This window comes from Acidovorax sp. SRI_002 (assembly GCF_057586455.1).
This window is the reverse complement of sequence record NZ_JBYCZW010000005.1, coordinates 242468-257721: the sequence shown is the minus strand read 5'-3', so window position 1 is coordinate 257721 and position 15254 is coordinate 242468. Positions and strand designations below refer to the sequence as shown.

At 67.6% G+C, this 15254-nt stretch carries 16 protein-coding genes; 14 read left to right on the top strand and 2 right to left on the bottom strand.

Features of this window, described 5'->3' with window-relative positions:
- Positions 1-111 precede the first annotated feature (111 nt).
- The 9 genes from AC2YJX_RS15370 (at position 112) to AC2YJX_RS15330 (ending at position 9346) form a co-directional block, all read left to right on the top strand.
- Positions 112-1587: a benzaldehyde dehydrogenase gene (locus AC2YJX_RS15370; protein ID WP_487256528.1), complete on the top strand. Its 1476-nt coding sequence runs from the start codon at positions 112-114 to the stop codon at positions 1585-1587.
- Between the two features lie 74 nt (positions 1588-1661).
- Positions 1662-2429 carry a coniferyl-alcohol dehydrogenase gene (locus tag AC2YJX_RS15365; RefSeq protein WP_487256527.1) on the top strand — a complete coding sequence of 256 codons (768 nt, stop codon included), beginning with the start codon at positions 1662-1664 and terminating at the stop codon, positions 2427-2429.
- A gap of 15 nt (positions 2430-2444) precedes the next feature.
- Complete coding sequence (locus AC2YJX_RS15360; RefSeq protein WP_487256526.1) at positions 2445-3368, top strand: alpha/beta hydrolase; 924 nt, start codon at positions 2445-2447, stop codon at positions 3366-3368.
- Between the two features lie 155 nt (positions 3369-3523).
- Positions 3524-4444, top strand: a complete 921-nt coding sequence (locus tag AC2YJX_RS15355) for a SphA family protein (RefSeq protein WP_431152473.1) — start codon at positions 3524-3526, stop codon at positions 4442-4444.
- A 31-nt stretch (positions 4445-4475) separates the two neighbouring features.
- A complete protein-coding gene (locus AC2YJX_RS15350; protein WP_487256525.1) occupies positions 4476-5819 on the top strand; it encodes an ABC transporter substrate-binding protein in 1344 nt (447 codons plus the stop codon).
- A 5-nt stretch (positions 5820-5824) separates the two neighbouring features.
- Positions 5825-6601 carry an ABC transporter ATP-binding protein gene (locus AC2YJX_RS15345; protein WP_487256524.1) on the top strand — a complete coding sequence of 259 codons (777 nt, stop codon included), beginning with the start codon at positions 5825-5827 and terminating at the stop codon, positions 6599-6601.
- A 2-nt stretch (positions 6602-6603) separates the two neighbouring features.
- Positions 6604-7401, top strand: a complete 798-nt coding sequence (locus tag AC2YJX_RS15340; protein ID WP_487256724.1) for an ABC transporter ATP-binding protein — start codon at positions 6604-6606, stop codon at positions 7399-7401.
- Complete coding sequence (locus tag AC2YJX_RS15335; protein WP_487256523.1) at positions 7398-8297, top strand: branched-chain amino acid ABC transporter permease; 900 nt, start codon at positions 7398-7400, stop codon at positions 8295-8297. Before AC2YJX_RS15340 ends, AC2YJX_RS15335 begins: the two co-directional genes overlap by 4 nt.
- Positions 8294-9346, top strand: coding sequence for a branched-chain amino acid ABC transporter permease (locus AC2YJX_RS15330; protein WP_487256522.1), 1053 nt, complete (start codon positions 8294-8296; stop codon positions 9344-9346). The genes AC2YJX_RS15335 and AC2YJX_RS15330 overlap by 4 nt, the downstream gene beginning before the upstream one ends.
- A 98-nt stretch (positions 9347-9444) precedes the next feature.
- Here AC2YJX_RS15330 and AC2YJX_RS15325 read toward each other — a convergent pair whose 3' ends face one another.
- Entirely contained in the window at positions 9445-10326 is an 882-nt protein-coding gene (locus tag AC2YJX_RS15325) for a LysR family transcriptional regulator (protein WP_487256521.1), read from the bottom strand.
- A 121-nt stretch (positions 10327-10447) separates the two neighbouring features.
- Between AC2YJX_RS15325 and AC2YJX_RS15320 the strand changes: the two genes are divergently transcribed.
- The 5 genes from AC2YJX_RS15320 to AC2YJX_RS15300 all read left to right on the top strand — a co-directional run bounded on the left by AC2YJX_RS15320 (position 10448) and on the right by AC2YJX_RS15300 (position 14700).
- Positions 10448-11143 (top strand): class I SAM-dependent methyltransferase, encoded by a 696-nt coding sequence (locus AC2YJX_RS15320; protein WP_487256520.1) that lies wholly within the window; start codon positions 10448-10450, stop codon positions 11141-11143.
- Positions 11144-11264: 121 nt separating this feature from the next.
- Positions 11265-11714: a hypothetical protein gene (locus AC2YJX_RS15315; RefSeq protein ID WP_228894509.1), complete on the top strand. Its 450-nt coding sequence runs from the start codon at positions 11265-11267 to the stop codon at positions 11712-11714.
- A gap of 44 nt (positions 11715-11758) precedes the next feature.
- On the top strand, positions 11759-12175 hold the full coding sequence (locus tag AC2YJX_RS15310) for a DUF2141 domain-containing protein (protein WP_487256519.1): 417 nt from the start codon (positions 11759-11761) through the stop codon (positions 12173-12175).
- Positions 12176-12199: 24 nt separating this feature from the next.
- Positions 12200-13720, top strand: coding sequence for a carotenoid oxygenase family protein (locus AC2YJX_RS15305; protein ID WP_487256723.1), 1521 nt, complete (start codon positions 12200-12202; stop codon positions 13718-13720).
- A 104-nt stretch (positions 13721-13824) separates the two neighbouring features.
- Positions 13825-14700, top strand: a complete 876-nt coding sequence (locus AC2YJX_RS15300; protein WP_487256518.1) for an alpha/beta fold hydrolase — start codon at positions 13825-13827, stop codon at positions 14698-14700.
- Between the two features lie 130 nt (positions 14701-14830).
- Here the strand turns inward: AC2YJX_RS15300 and AC2YJX_RS15295 are convergent, their stop codons facing one another.
- Positions 14831-15220 carry a nuclear transport factor 2 family protein gene (locus tag AC2YJX_RS15295; protein WP_487256517.1) on the bottom strand — a complete coding sequence of 130 codons (390 nt, stop codon included), beginning with the start codon at positions 15218-15220 and terminating at the stop codon, positions 14831-14833.
- Positions 15221-15254: the final 34 nt, after the last annotated feature.

Here is a 15254-nt window from a genome sequence, read left to right as displayed (position 1 = left end):
TTCAGGCGTTTTGGGGCTTGGTGGCAGGCGGGGCTGGTACGCCCGTTGCAATTTGAGGTCACACCGCCGCAGCCATGCGGTGGGTTTTGATTTCAACCAAGGAGCAATGCAATGGGTGTTTCAGAAAAACCAGGCCTGCTGGACAACCGCCTGTGGGCGGGCAAGGCCTTTGATGGTGCTTGGTCTACCGTGCTGAACACGGCGCGTGATGCGGTGGAGCCCGCCACGGGCCAGGTGTTCAGCCGCGTGGGCATTGCCAGTGCGGCAGACATGCAGGCCGCCATTGGCCGTGCGCAGCAGGCGCAGGCCGCCTGGGCGGCCACGGGGCCGCGCGAGCGTGCGGCGGTTTTCCACCGCGCGGCCAGCATTTTTGAGCAGCACTTTGACGAGCTGGCCATGACAGTCGCCCGCGAAACCGGCGGCATCGTGCCCAAGGGCCAGCACGAGGTGCGCGAGGCCATCACGCTGTGCCACCTGGCCGCAGCCCTGCCCATGCAGGCCCAGGGCCAGGTGCTGCCCAGCACGCCGGGGCGCCTGTCGATTGCGCGGCGCGTGCCGCACGGGGTGGTGGGGGTGATCTCGCCATTCAACTTCCCGCTTATCCTTGGCTTGCGCTCGGTGGCCCCGGCGCTGGCGCTGGGCAATGCGGTGGTGCTCAAGCCCGACACGCGCACGCCAGTGAGCGGTGGCTTCATCATGGCCCGCGTGTTTGAAGAAGGGGGCCTGCCGAAGGGCCTGCTGCAGGTGGTGCCCGGCGATGCCGAGGCGGGCGAGGCGCTGGTGGTGGACGAGCGCGTGCCCATGATCGCCTTCACCGGCTCGCCCACGGTGGGCCGCCGCATTGGCGCGCTGGCCGGGCAGCATCTCAAGAAGGTGTCGCTGGAGCTGGGCGGCGCCAACAACCTCATCATTCTGGAAGACGCCGACCTGGACGCCGCCGCCAGCGCCGCAGCGTTTGGCGCGTGGTTCCACCAGGGGCAGATCTGCATGGCATCGAACCGCATCCTGGTGCACGAGTCGATTGCCGAAGGCATCCTGCAACGCATGGTGGGCAAGGCCACGCACCTGCCCGTGGGCGATGGCGCCAGCGGCCAAGTGGCCCTGGGGCCGATGATCGACGCCAAACAGCTGCAACGCTTCGACAAGCTCATCAAGGACAGCGTGGCCCAGGGCGCCAAGCTCGAAGCAGGCGGCACCTACGAAGGCCTTGGCTACAAGCCCACGGTGCTCTCGGGCGTCAAGCCCGGCATCCGTTCGTTTGACGAAGAGCCTTTTGGCCCCGTGGCCAACCTCGTCACCTTCCGCACCGATGAAGAGGCCGTGCAACTGGCCAACACCAGCCAGGGCGGACTGGCTGCGGCTGTTATCAGCCCTAGCGTGGGCCGCGCCATGGCCATCGGCCATCGGCTGCGCGCGGGCATGGTCCACATCAACGACCAGACAGTGAACGACGAGTGCACCAACCCTTTTGGCGGCCCTGGCGTGGGCGGCAACGGGGGCAGCGTGGGTGGTCCGGCGGACATTGATGAATACACGCAGTGGCAGTGGATCACCGTGAAGGACGCGCCACCCGCATTCCCGTTCTGACATCGCAAGCCCTCGGCGCGGTTGGGCCGCTCCGAGGGCTTGTGCCCCCCCACAAAAATCAGGAGACAACTTTCATGACCCTACACAACAAAACCATCGTCGTCACCGGCTGCTGCTCCGGCATCGGCGCAGACTTTGCCAAGCTCGCCCGCCAGCAGGGCGCCCGCGTGATCGGTGTGGACCGCAATGCGCCCACGCTCACGCTCGACGGCTTTGTGCAGGTGGATTTGGGCGACCCTGCCGCCATCAACGATGCTGTGGCGCAACTGCCTGCCAAGGTGGATGCGCTGGCCAACATTGCGGGCGTGCCCGGCACATCGCCCTCTGAGCTGGTCGGCCGCGTCAACTACCTGGGCCTGCGCCACTTCACGCAGCGCGTGCTGGAACGCATGGGCGAGGGCGGCTCCATCGTCAATATCTCTTCCATCCTGGGGGCAGAGTGGCCGCAGCGCCTGGAGCTGCACCGCGCACTGGGCGCCACTACCAGCTTTGAAGCAGGCGCCAAGTGGCTGGCTGCGCATCCCGTGCCGCAGGAGACCTGCTACCAATATTTCAAGGAAGCGCTGATCGTGTGGACGTACACCCAGTCGCAAAAGATCTTCATGGAGCGCGGCGTGCGCATGAACTGCGTGGCCCCCGGCCCGGTGTTCACGCCCATCCTGGGCGACTTTGTGCAGATGCTGGGCCAGGAGCGCGTGGAGAAGGATGCCCACCGCATGAAGCGCCCAGCCTTCAGCGACGAAGTGGCGCCCGTCATCGCCTTCCTGTGCAGCGACGCGGCACGCTGGGTGAGCGGCATCAACCTGCCGGTGGATGGCGGGCTCGCCTCCACCTACCTCTGAGCGAAGGGGCCACACATGTCCGCACAACAGCTTGAGGCCATCTTGCAGATGGCCGCACAAAACCCACCGCCACCACAAGCCACCCCCGCGCAGCTGCGTGCGTGGTTTGACGCCAGCAACTCGCGAATGCCCCTGGCCCAGGGGCTTCCCATCCAGACGCTGCGCATCCCCAACGGGGCGGGCGGCACCATGGCGGCGGAGCTGCTGAGCACGCCGCAGGCGGACCCCCGCAGGCTGGTCATCTACTACCACGCGGGTGGCTTTGTGTTCGGCTCGCTCACATCACACCGGGCGCTGTGCTCGTACCTGGCGCAGTTCAGCGGCGCACAGGTGCTGAACGTGGACTACCGCCTGGCACCAGAGCACCCGGCCCCCGCAGCACACGACGATGCGCTGGCGGCCTACCAGTGGGCGCTGGCCAACGGCTATGCCGCTTCGGCCATCGCGCTGATGGGTGACTCGGCGGGCGGTAACCTGGCCTTGTCCACTGCCGTGCGCGCCCGCAACCAGGGCCTGCCCCTGCCTGCGGCCATCGTGGCCTTGTCGCCCGCGCTGGACCTGGCGTCCGAAGGTGCGTCCCACCACACGGTGGACGACCCGTTCATCACGCGCGAGCTCATGGGCTTTTTCAACGCCATGTACGTGCCCGGTGGCGATGTGCGTTCACCCACAGTCACGCCGTTCTACAGCGCCGATCTGCAAGGGTTGCCCCCTGTGCAACTGCAAGTGGGCGGCTGGGAACGCCTGCGCGACGACGCCGTGACCATGGCCGCCCGCTTGAAGGCGGCGGGCGTGCAAGCGGACTGCACCGTGTGGGACGGCATGGTGCATTGCTGGCAGCTGTTTGCGCCCGCGCTGGATGAAGCGCTGGCCTCGCTGGAGCAGGCGGGCCGGTTCATTGCCGCGCACCAGCGCACGGCGGTGGCGGCTGCTGCATAGCGCAGCGGCGTCCTCCAACCCCAACCACCCCAAGGGCCGACGCATTGGCCGCGCCCCACCGGCACAGGCCGGGGCGCGAGCCTGCGCGCCACCCAGCCATGGCCTGCGCGGAGCCACAGAAAACCGATCGACATAACAACGAGGAGACAAACGACATGAAAACACTGGAGAGACTGAAAGCATCGCCCCCCAAGACAAGCCGCCTCGCCGCGCTGGCCCTGGCCAGCACGCTGGGTGCAGCGGCGTTCGCCACCGAGGGCGGGGGCTCCACCTACCCGCTGGGCACTGAGAACTTCGTGGCAGGCGCTGCGCCGCCGCCCGGGCTGTATGTGCTGGAGTACCTCAACTACTACACCACCAGCCGCGTGAACGATGGCCAGGGCAACGCCGTGCCCATCCCCGGCTTCAAGGTGCGTGCCGCCGCCGCTGCCACACGCGTGATCTGGATCACGCCCCAGCAGGCGCTGGGTGGCCATGTGGCGGCCCACGCCATCTTCCCGCTGGTGGACCTGTCGGTGCGCGCCGGGGGCGCGAGCGATTCGCGCACCGGACTGGGCGATGTGACGGTGGGGGGCTCGGTGGCCTGGCACCACTCCCCGCAGCTTCACAGCGTGCTGGGGCTCGATGCCGTGCTGCCCACCGGGGCGTATGACCGCACGCGCCAGGCCAACATTGGGCGCAACTACCTGTCGCTGCAGCCCCTGGGCGTGCTGACCTGGATGGACCCCAGCGGCTTCAACGGCGACTTGAAGGCCACCCTCAACTTCAACCGCACCAACAGCGACACCAACTACCGCTCGGGCCGTGAACTCATCGTGGACTACGCCGCAGGCTGGGGCCTGGGCAATGGCTGGGTAGTGGGTGTGGGCGGCTATGTCTACCGGCAGTGGAGCGACGACAAGGTGGGCGGTGTGGCGCTGGCGGGATCGCGTGGCCGCAGCCAGTCCATCGGCCCCTCGGTGCGCTATGCCAATGGCAAGGGCTGGCTCATCACCGCCAAGGTGGAAAAGGAGTTCGGCGTGCGCAACCGCGCCCAGGGCTCGCAGTTCTGGCTCAAGACCACCATCCCTTTCTGAACCCCGCAACCGATCGCTGGAGAACTTCACCATGACAACCAACACCCCTGAATCCACGGTGCCCGCCGCAGACGCTGCGCAGGCCGCATCCCCCACCATCTCGCGCCGTGGGCTGATCGCTGCTGCAGGCGCTGGCAGCCTCGCACTGGGTGCCCGCCCGCTATGGGCCCAGGCCGCAGGCGCCGCGCCCGTGCTCAAGGTCGGCTTCATCAGCCCCCGCACCGGCCCGCTGGGCGCGCTGGGCGAAACCGACACCTTCATCCTGGCCCAGGTGCGCAAGACGCTGGCTGCAGGCCTGACCATTGGCGGCGTGAAGTACGCGGTGGAGATCCTGGACCGCGACACGCAGTCCGACCCGGCCCGCGCGAGCCAGCTGGCCAAGGCCTTGATCAACAGCGACAAGATCGACCTCATGCTCACCACCACCACACCCGAAACGGTGAACCCGGTGTCGGATGCGTGTGAGGCGGCGGGCGTGCCCTGCCTGTCTACGGTGATGCCGTGGGAGGCCTGGTACTTTGGCCGGGGCGCCAAGCCCGGCGCGCCATCGCCCTTCAAGTGGACGTACCACTTCTCGTTTGGCGGAGGCAGCTTCACCACGTCGTACACGTCGCAGTTCGCGGCGTTGCCCACCAACAAGAAGATTGGCGTGCTGTACCCCAACGATGCCGATGGCAACGCGATTCGCGCCACGTTGGCGCCTGAGCTGGCCAAGGCGGGCTTCACCGTGGTGGACGCCGGGCCGTATGAGAACGGCACCACCGACTACTCAGCACAGATCGCCAAGTTCAAGGCCGAGCGCTGCGAGATCTTCAACACCTTCCCCATTCCGCCAGACTTCGCCACCTTCTGGCGGCAGGCGGCGCAGCAGGGCTACACGCGCATGGTGAAGATTGCGCAGATCGCGAAGACGGGCCTTGTGCCCTCGCAGGTGGAGGCCCTGGGCCCGCTGGCGCTGAACCTAGGCGCTGGATGCTTCTGGCACAAGAGCTTTCCCTACGCGTCAGCGCTCACAGGCCTCACGGGCGTGCAGCTGGCCGATGCGTATGAGGCCAGCACCGGCAAGCAGTGGACACAGATGCTGGGCTCCACCGTGTCGCTGTTCGATGCAGGCACCGAGGCGCTCAAAGCCAGCACCAACCCCCGCGACAAGGCGGCGCTGGCCAAGGCCATCAGCACGCTCAAGGCCACCACCATGCAAGGTCCGGTGGACTTTGCCAAGGGGCCTGTGCCCAACGTGTCGGTGACACCGGTGGTGGGCGCGCAGTGGGTCAAGCCCGCAGCGGGCAGCAAGTTCAAGCTCGACCTCCTCGTCACCGAGAACGCCACCGACCGCAACATCCCCGTGGCGGCGGCGCTCAAGTCCTACAGCTGATCTCCATGCGACATCCACAACCCCTTTGGAGCCCGTCAGCGGGCGGGCCGCAGCAGCAGCCGTTGCTGCTGCAGGCGCAGGGCATCGACATGCGGTTTGGTGCGCTCAAAGTGCTGGACCGGCTCGATTTTTCAGTGGGCAGTGACGAGGCCGTGGGCATTGTCGGGCCCAACGGTGCGGGCAAGACCACGCTGCTGAACGTGTTGGCCGGAGCGTTTGCGCCAAGTCAGGGCACCGTCTGGTTCCAGGGGGTGGATGTGAGCGCCCGCAGTGCGGCAGACCGCTGCCGTGCAGGTATTGCGCGCACCCACCAGGTGCCTCGGCCGTTCCTGGGCATGACGGTGTTTGAAAACGTGCTCACCGGCGCCACGCATGGCGCGGCCCTGCACGCCCGCGACGCGGGTGACCGGGCCATGGAGTGCCTGCGCCTGTGTGGCATGGAGGCGCTGGCCAACCGCCGTGCAGAGACGCTGGGCCTGCTCGGCCGCAAGCGGCTGGAGCTGGTGCGGGCGCTGGCCACCGGCCCCCAGGTGCTGCTGCTCGACGAGATCGGCGGCGGGCTGACCGATGCCGAGGCCAGTGAACTGGTGGACCTGGTGCGCACCCTTCGCAGCCAGCGCATCGCCATCGTCTGGATCGAACACATGGTGCATGTGCTGCTGCAGGTGGCCACACGCCTGGTGTGCATGGACGGCGGGCGGATCATTGCCAACGGTGATCCGCAGGCCGTGTTGAACGATGCGACCGTGGTCGAGGCCTATCTGGGCGGGGTGGCGGCATGAGCGTGTTGTTGAGTATTGACAACCTGAACGCCCACCACGGCCAGCTGCCCGCTGTGCGCAATGTGTCGCTGCAGGTGCACCAGAGCGACGTCCTGGCCCTGGTGGGGGCCAACGGCGCGGGCAAGACCACGCTGCTGCGCACGCTGGCCGGTGCCCACCGCGCCAGCAGCGGCACGGTGCGGTGGGACGGTGTGGACATCACCCGCCTGCCCGCCCACCAGCGTGTGGCTGAGGGCCTGGCCCTGGTGCCCGAGGGGCGGCGCCTGTTTGCGGGCATGACCGTGCGCGAAAACCTGCTGGTGGCCCGCGCGGCGGGCCGGCGCGGACAGTGGAGTTTTGACACCGTGCTGGACGCTTTCCCGCAGCTTGCGCCGAAGCTGAACGCCCGCGCGGGCGAGCTGTCGGGCGGGCAACAACAGGCCGTGGCCATTGGCCGCGCGCTCATGACCAACCCGCGCGTGCTGCTGCTCGACGAGGTCTCGCTGGGCCTGTCGCCCCTGGCCGTGCAGGGCGTGTACGACGCGCTGCGTGGCGTGGTGGGGCAGGGCACTACGCTGGTATTGGTAGAGCAGGATTTGCAGCGCGTGCAGGCCGTGGCCAGCCGCATTGTCTGCATGCTCGAAGGCAGCGTGGTGGCCGATGCGCCCGCCAACCAGCTCACCCGCGCGCAGATCACCGCGTTTTACTTTGGCGCGCAGCGGCCCGAAGCTGCGCCCGTCAGCCACACCACGGGCAGTGCCGACGGCGAAGCTGCCAACCACGCGAGCCACGTCCACCCCGCCCACAAGGAGGCCGCATGAACCTTCTCAATCAGATCGTCCAGGGCCTATTGCTCGGCGGCTACTACGCCTTGCTCGCCTGCGGCCTGTCGTTCATGTTCGGGGTGATGCGCATCATCAACCTGGCCCACGGCAGCCTGACCGTGGTGGCGGCATACCTGCTGTGGGTGCTGGCCGAGCCGATGGGCTGGCACCCGTTGCTGGCCCTGCTGGCGGTGGTGCCTGCCATGGCGCTGCTGGGCTGGCTGCTGCACAAGCTGGTGCTGGAGCGCAGCGCGCGCCTGGGCGCCCTGGTGCCGCTGCTGGCCACGTTCGGCCTGGCCAGCGTGATCGACAACGTGTTGTTCCAGCACTTTGGCGCCGACACGCGTTCACTGGCCACCTCCATCGGCACGCTGGCGTACAACAGCTGGGAGCTGCCCGGCGGCCTGTATGTCGGGCAGCTGCCCACCTTGGTGCTGGTGCTGGCGGTGCTGCTGCTGGGCGGGTTGCACGCCATGCTGGCGCACACGGCGCTGGGGCGGCAGATCCGCGCAGCGTCGGAAGACGCCGACACCGCGCGCCTGGTGGGCGTGCGCACCGGTACGGTGTTTGCGGCGGCCTCGGCCATCACCATGGTCACCGTCACGCTGGCCGGGGCGTCGCTGGCCCTGCGCGCCACGTTCGATCCGTTCTCGGGCCCGCAGCAACTGATCTTCGCGTTCGAGGCCGTGATCATCGGCGGCGCCGGATCGCTGTGGGGCACCTTGCTGGGCGGCGTGGTGCTGGGCGTGGCGCAGAACCTGGGGGCGCAGGTGCATCCCCAGGGTTTTCTGATCGCAGGGCACGTCACCTTTCTTGTCATCCTGCTGGCCCGGCTCTACGCGAGCGGTGCGCTGCGCAGGTTCTTCTCTTCCCGCCGCAGGGCCGTGCCATGACTGTTCCAACGATCTCTGTTCCCTCCGCACCCACGGGTCCATCCCCATGGGTCATCCAGCGCTGGACGCGCGCGTCCATCGCCTTCGCCAGCGCCACCGTGCTGCTGCTGGCCGTGCTTTGCCTGGGGCCGCTGTGGCTGCAGGCGGGCACGGTGGACCGGCTCACTACGTTGTTCATCTACGTGATCCTGGCCGTGATGTGGAACGCTTTGGCGGGCTACGCCGGACTGGTGTCGATTGGTCACCAGGCGTTCTTTGGCCTCGGGGCCTACGCCATGGTGCGGCTGGCCGATGCGGGCCTGGGCCCGTACCCGGCGCTGCTGGTGGGCGCTGTGCTGGTGGCCTTTGTGGCGGTGCCGCTGGCGGCTTTCATGCTGCGCTTGCAGGGTGGCGAATTCGCCATCGGCATGTGGGTGGTGGCGGCGCTGGCCCACCTGTGTGTGAACCTCGATAGCCTGGTGCAGGGAGAGACGGGCACCTCGATGATCGCGCTGCAGCAGTACGCGGCCGACGACCGGCGTGCATATACCTACTGGGCGGCTCTCGCTGCGATGGCGGGGCTGTGCTGGGTGGTCTTCCTGCTCTTGCGCAGCAAGGTGGGCACGGCCGCACAGGCCATTCGCGACAACGAGGTGGCAGCCATCTCGCTCGGTGTGCGTGTGGTGGCCATCAAGCGGCTGGTGTTCGTGCTGTCGGCCTTTGGCTGCGCCCTGGCCGGCGGCCTGTGGCTCGCCACGTCCATCAGCTTTCAGCCCAAGACCTATTTCAGCGTGCAGTGGACGGCCTACATGATCTTCATGGTGTTGGTGGGGGGGATAGGCACCATGGAGGGCCCCATCCTCGGCGCGCTGCTTTTCTTTGCGGTGGAAACGCTATGGGGCGGGCAGGGCGTGCTCTACCTCATCGGCCTAGGCGCCATTGCCATGTTGTTTGCGCTGTTTTTGCCCAAGGGCATCTGGGGTGCGGTGCAGCAGCGCTGGGATGTGCACCTGCTGTCGGCGGGGTACCGGGTGCGTCTAGGCACGTCGCACACGGTGGATGGAGGTTAGGGCCTCTTCGCACTGGCGAAAAATAGTGTGAACAGAGGCCCTAGTCCACGGCAGGGCCGGGCGCGCGAAGGGCCGCGCAGAGGCGCAACGGCGCGCCCTCAGTCCTCGCCCTGCAACCCCTCGGCGAGCGCCTCAAACACCACCCGAATCCGCCGCGAGGTGCGCAGCTCGCGATGGGACACCAGCCAGATGGGAAAGCGCACTGGCGGCAGGTCGTCCAGCACCCGGACCATGCCCGGCGTCTTGCGCGCGATCTCGGTCATCATGGCGCCGATGCCCATGCCCTGGCACACCAGCGCCCAGTGGGCCACGGTGTGATCGGAATAGCAGCTGAAGTTGTCCTCGCTCAGGTTCAGCCCGTGCAGGCGCAGGTACGCTAGGTATTGGCCATTGCGGTCTGAGCCCACAAAGGGCAAGCGTGCGGCCTCCTGTGCGTTGCGTGGATGGCCGTGGGCCTGGACCCAGTCCTCTGAGGCGTAGAAGTAGGCCTGTGCCTCACGGATCAGGCGAGCGATCAGGTCGGGCTGCTCGGGCTTAACGTGGCGGATGGCAATGTCGGCCTCGCGGCGCAGCAGGTCGCTCAGCGCGTTGGACGAGATCACTTCGACGGCAATGCCTGGCTCCTGCGCGCGCAGGCGCTGCACGATGGGCGGCAGCAGGTAGGCGGCCACGGCGTCGGTGGCCGACACCGACACCACGCCCCCTACCGCTTGCGACCGCCCGCTAGCCGCCAAGCCCAGCGCCTCGGCGGCAGCGCCCATGGCGCGGGCGTGTTCCAACAGGTCCAGCCCCGTGGGCGTGAGCACCATGGCCTTGCCCACGCGCTCGAACAGCGTCACCCCCATCTGCTGCTCAATGGCGGCCACTTGCCGGCTCAGGGTGGGCTGGGTCAGGCCCAGCTTGCGCGCGGCGGCAGACAGTGAGCCGGTCTGGGCCGTTTGCAGAAAGGCTTTTAGCTGATTCCAGTCGAGGTTATCCATGCGTAAACGTATATGTTCACTGCAATTTACCGCAGTTTCCTGCGCTTCAATGCATGGATAGCATCCGGGTGTTGCTCCTTCCTGCATTCCACCGCGTCAGCACTTCCCCCGAACCGTATCCATGTCTTTGCCCGCCATTGCTCCCGCCTCCAGCGCTTCTCCCTCTGCGGTCCGTTCGGGTGCGGCGTCCCAAGCGCGGTTCTGGGACCGCATCGCGCCCAAGTACGCAGCCGACCCCATTGCCGACCTGGCGGGGTATGAGGCCACACTGCAGCGTGTGCAGGGCCTGCTGTCCACCCAGCAGGACGTGCTGGAGATTGGCTGCGGCACGGGCAGCACGGCGCTGCGCCTGGCACCTTTCACCCGCAGCTTGCTGGCCACTGATGTCTCGCCCGCGATGATTGCCATTGCCCACCAGCGGCTGGCCGCGCAGCCCTCGCCACAGCTGAGTTTTGCCGTGGCCGACGCCGAGGCCGCGGCCTTTGGGCAGGCGGCGTACGACGCGGTGCTGGCCTTCAACGTGCTGCACCTGGCGAGCGACCTCGACGATGCGCTGAAGCAGGTGGTGCAGGTGCTGCGGCCGGGTGGGTTGCTGATCTCCAAGACGGCTTGCCTTGCCGAGATGAACCCGCTGATTCCCTACCTGGCCGTGCCGCTGATGCGCGCCATTGGCAAGGCCCCGCCCGTGCTGTGTTTTGGCGAACAGCGGCTGCAGTCGGCCATGGTGCAGCAGGGCCTGCAGATCGTCTGCGCCGAGCGGCATGGCACGCGCGGCAAGGACATCCGTGCCTTTGTCGTGGCCCGCAAACCGGGCTGATCTTTCCTCCTCCTTTCACCGCAACACATGCGGCCCTTTTTGGGGACGCAGGGAGTTGTTTTGCCTGCTGGTTTTTGCCGAGCCGTTTTGTTCATTCCCCATTGATCCCAAGGAGCCTGTCATGTCTGTTTCTTCCCACTCATCGCACCGCACCCGCTTTGTTCGCTGGTCTGCGGGGGCGCTGACCCTGGCGCTCTTCGCCGGTTGCGCTTCCACCCTCGACCAGTCGGGCCTGGAGCAGCGCACGGCGCAAGCCATCGGGCGGACTGCCGACCAGTTCACCATCACCGATCGCCAGGAGGAAACCGGTGGCCGGGTCAACTACACCGTCAACACCCGCGACGGCGCCACCTACCGGTGCTACGTGTACGGCGCCACAGGCTTTCAGAAGGCCATGAGCTTTGGGCAAACACCCCATTCCGACGCCATCTGCACAGCCATGGTGGGCAGCAAGAGCGGTAGCAGCAGCCCTGCAGCCGCAGCGCCAGCAGCAGCCACGGCGCCTGCCGCCCGTGGCCGCAATGCCAGCCCCGAGTGCAACGCCTTGCTGAAAGCGGCCGGGCGGTGCTGATGTTTCCGCTCCCTCCTTCCACGCAGCCCCGTACGCAGAACGCCATGAAGGTGATCCACACCACCTTGTTGATGGCTGCGGCCTGGCTGCCCCTGGCGGCCAGCGCGGCGGACCTGCGGGTTGCCGTGACCGACGGCCCCGCTGCGCCAGCAACGCTCTACCTCGCCGTGTTTGACTCGGCCGATGCATTTGCCAGCAACCAGGCGGTGGTCTCGCAAAAGATCGAACTGCGCGACGGTGCCGCGCAGCTGGTGTTCAGTGGCTTGCCCGCCGGGCGCTACGTGGTCAAGTCGTTTGCCGACGAAAACGGCAACGCCAAGCTGGACACCAACCTGCTGGGCCTGCCCACAGAGCGGTATGGCTTCTCCAATGACGCCCGGGGCCGCATGGGCCCGCCCAGTTTTGATGCTGCCGCCGTGCCGCTGGATGCCGACCACAGCATCACCATCCGCCTGCGCTAGCCCCCTGGAGGCGTACTCATGTCCATCCATCGCCGTGATCTGGTGCTGCGGCTCATGGCCGCTGGCGGCGGCCCCTTGCTTGCGTCCCTGGCATCCCAGGTGCCCCGCACGGCGCATGCGCAAGCGTCGTCCCCCAGCTGGCACGCCCAGTTCGAAGCGTCCCACGCGCCGTGGAAGCCGGCGTTTGCCACTGCGGCGGCAGACATTCCTCTGACCGCCGCCTCGGTGCGCGGGCGCTTCCCGGATGCCGTGGCGGGCACGTTGTACCGCGTGGGCCCGGCGGGCCACGACCTGGGCGGAGAGCGTTACCAGCACTGGTTTGACGGCGACGGGATGGCCCACCGTTTTGTGATCGACGGCAGCACGGTGCACCACCAGGGCCGCTATGTGGCCACCGCCAAGCGGCTGGCTGAAGTGCAGACGGGCCGCAGGCTGACCGAAGGCTTTGGCACCGTGTTCCCGGGCCGCGAGCCACCCAGCTCGCCCGACAGCATGAACGCCGCCAACATCAGCATGCTGCCTGTGGGCGACGATGTGCTGGCGCTGTGGGAGGGCGGATCGGCCACGCGCCTGGACCCCCGCACGCTGGAGACCCGGGGCCTCAAGACCTGGCGCGCAGACCTGGCAGGCGTGCCCTTCTCGGCCCACCCTCGGGTGGAGCCCGATGGAACGATCTGGAACTTTGGCGTGGATGCCCACCACGGCCTGTTGCTGCTGTACGAAATCACGCCTGCAGGGGCGCTGCGGCGCGCCGAGGCTTTCCCGCTCAGCCACATGCCCATGGTGCACGACTTTGCGGTCACGGCCGGGCACCTCGTCTTCCTGCTGCCCCCGCTGGTGTACGACGCGCAGCGCCGCCTGGCCGGGGCGAGCGTGCTGGACGCGCACCAATGGCGCCCCGAGCTGGGCATGCGTGTGCTGGTGGTCCACAAGCAGGACTGGACGCGGCAGCAGATGTTCCACCTGCCAACGGGTTTCCTGTTCCACCTGGGCAACGCCTGGGAGGAGCACACCGCCAGCGGCACGGTGATTCACCTCGACTATGCGCGCGCAGCCGACGCATCCAGCGTCCTCACCGACACGCGTGAGGTAATGCGCGCCCGGCTGGCGGGCTCGGCAGGCCCGGTGCTGACGGTGGCCCGCCTGGACTTGCACACCGGCCAGGCCACGCAGGCCAGCCTGGGTGTGGAGGCGGAGTTTCCGCGCATCGACCCCCGGCGGGTCGGGCAGCGGCACCGCCAGGTCGTCCACGCCACCGGCACCCAGGGCGGCCTGCCGCTGTGGGGCGCCATTGCCTCCACCAACGTAGAGACCGGCGTGTCGCAGCGCTTCCGCTACGGCCCCCACACCATCGTGGAAGAGCATGTCTGGGTGCCCGACGCGCGCGGCCCCGGCTGGGTGCTGGGTACCGCGCTGGACTACGCCCGCAAGCAAACCCTGCTGTCGTGTTTTGCCGCCGACGCGCTGGCCGACGGCCCCTTGGCGCAGGCCACGCTGCCGTATGCACTGCCGCTGGGGCTGCACGGCGTGTTTGTGGCAGCGTGATGCGGCGTGATGCGCCCCCGTGGCGTGCCCCCGGCAGGCTTTCAAAGGCCCTGGCTTGTACCCGCAAGCGCTGCGGCTTCACTCAAAAAAATGGTCAAGGCGAAATGAAAAGATGGCGGTGGGCGGGCTTGTGGTTGTCCGTGTGTCTGGCGGGCTGTGCCACCGTGCCGGGCGTGGTCACCGACACGGCGGGCGGCCGCACGGTGGAACATGCCCTGGCAGGGCAGGGCGCACCGGTGGTGGTGTTTGAGAATGGGCTGGGGGCAAGCCTCGATTGGTGGGCCAAAGTCTGGCCAGACACCGTGCAGGAGACCACCGCGCTGGCCTACAACCGCGCAGGCTACGGCCACAGCGAGGCATCGCCAGGCCCCCGCGACGGCGCCCATGTGGTGGAGGAACTGAGGGCGCTGCTCCAGGCACGCAAGCTGCCGCCACCCTACGTGCTGGTGGGCCATTCGCTGGGCGGCCTGTACATGCAGCTGTTTGCGCGCCAATACCCCGGCGAGGTGGCCGCGTTGGTGCTGGTGGACTCCACCCACCCCGACCAGATGCGAGGGGCTGGCAACCCAGACCTGTGGCCGACATGGCTCAAAGTGGCGTTCCGCCTGAGCACCTCTGACGTGGTCAAGCAGGAGCTGGCAGCGCTGGATGCCACCGGGCAACTCGTTGCCAGCCTGCCGGTGGACCCCTCTATGCCCGTGTTTGTGCTCAGCGCGTTGCGCACCCCGGGGGCTTCCCCTGCGCTGGCCGACGATGTGCACCGAAAACGCGCCGACATCGCGCACCTCTATCCAGGCTCCACCCAGGTGTGGGTGGACAGCGGGCACGGCATCCCCCTGGAGAAGCCCGAGGCGGTGGTGCAGGCGATTCGCGATGCGGTGCAGGCCGCCCGCGCGCCCCGCGCTACTGCGCCGGGATGCGCGCCTGCGGCAGGCGGGTTGCCGGGTGCGTGCACACAGGGCGTGCAATCTGGTGGGTAATTGATTGCTATAAATTGGATACCTAACAATGAATACAGACGGGCGGTAAGCCACTTTTGACTCAAAAAACCCGCGTTGCTTGCCCCAAGCCGGTGGCTAGGGCGCACAGGCAAGGGCAGGCCGTGGGCCGTCACTGGCCCCAGAACGCGTCTTCCTGCGCCGGATTGCTGGAGAACAGGCGGACTTCAACGATCTTTCCATCGGCGATACGCAGCAGGTCCACGCCCGGCTGCTGGAGCGTGAGGCCGTCGCGCTCGCCAGCAAACTCGATGCTCACGGCCACCCAGTCTCCGTTGGCCATGTAATGGTCGGCGCGGGTGATCGCAAACGTCCCTTTCGACACGGCCATCATCTGGCCGAGCATCTGGCCCACGGCGGCCATGCCACGGTGCGTGCCTGAGAACTGGTTGTGGCCCGGCTGGTGCCAGACCACATCGGGCGAGATGACGCGGCCGAGGGTGGCCTGGTCGCCGGTTTGTGCGGCTTGGATGTAGGTCTTGGCGATTTCTATGGCGTGCATGGGGATTCCTTGGTGGTTTTGGGGCAACGCCCCT

Coding starts and splice junctions, on each gene's coding strand:
- AC2YJX_RS15370 (WP_487256528.1), top strand. CDS start 112: ATGGGTGTTTCAGAAAAACCAGGCCTGCTGGACAACCGCCTGTGGGCG.
- AC2YJX_RS15365 (WP_487256527.1), top strand. CDS start 1,662: ATGACCCTACACAACAAAACCATCGTCGTCACCGGCTGCTGCTCCGGC.
- AC2YJX_RS15360 (WP_487256526.1), top strand. CDS start 2,445: ATGTCCGCACAACAGCTTGAGGCCATCTTGCAGATGGCCGCACAAAAC.
- AC2YJX_RS15355 (WP_431152473.1), top strand. CDS start 3,524: ATGAAAACACTGGAGAGACTGAAAGCATCGCCCCCCAAGACAAGCCGC.
- AC2YJX_RS15350 (WP_487256525.1), top strand. CDS start 4,476: ATGACAACCAACACCCCTGAATCCACGGTGCCCGCCGCAGACGCTGCG.
- AC2YJX_RS15345 (WP_487256524.1), top strand. CDS start 5,825: ATGCGACATCCACAACCCCTTTGGAGCCCGTCAGCGGGCGGGCCGCAG.
- AC2YJX_RS15335 (WP_487256523.1), top strand. CDS start 7,398: ATGAACCTTCTCAATCAGATCGTCCAGGGCCTATTGCTCGGCGGCTAC.
- AC2YJX_RS15330 (WP_487256522.1), top strand. CDS start 8,294: ATGACTGTTCCAACGATCTCTGTTCCCTCCGCACCCACGGGTCCATCC.
- AC2YJX_RS15325 (WP_487256521.1), bottom strand. CDS start 10,326: ATGGATAACCTCGACTGGAATCAGCTAAAAGCCTTTCTGCAAACGGCC.
- AC2YJX_RS15320 (WP_487256520.1), top strand. CDS start 10,448: ATGTCTTTGCCCGCCATTGCTCCCGCCTCCAGCGCTTCTCCCTCTGCG.
- AC2YJX_RS15315 (WP_228894509.1), top strand. CDS start 11,265: ATGTCTGTTTCTTCCCACTCATCGCACCGCACCCGCTTTGTTCGCTGG.
- AC2YJX_RS15310 (WP_487256519.1), top strand. CDS start 11,759: ATGAAGGTGATCCACACCACCTTGTTGATGGCTGCGGCCTGGCTGCCC.
- AC2YJX_RS15300 (WP_487256518.1), top strand. CDS start 13,825: ATGAAAAGATGGCGGTGGGCGGGCTTGTGGTTGTCCGTGTGTCTGGCG.
- AC2YJX_RS15295 (WP_487256517.1), bottom strand. CDS start 15,220: ATGCACGCCATAGAAATCGCCAAGACCTACATCCAAGCCGCACAAACC.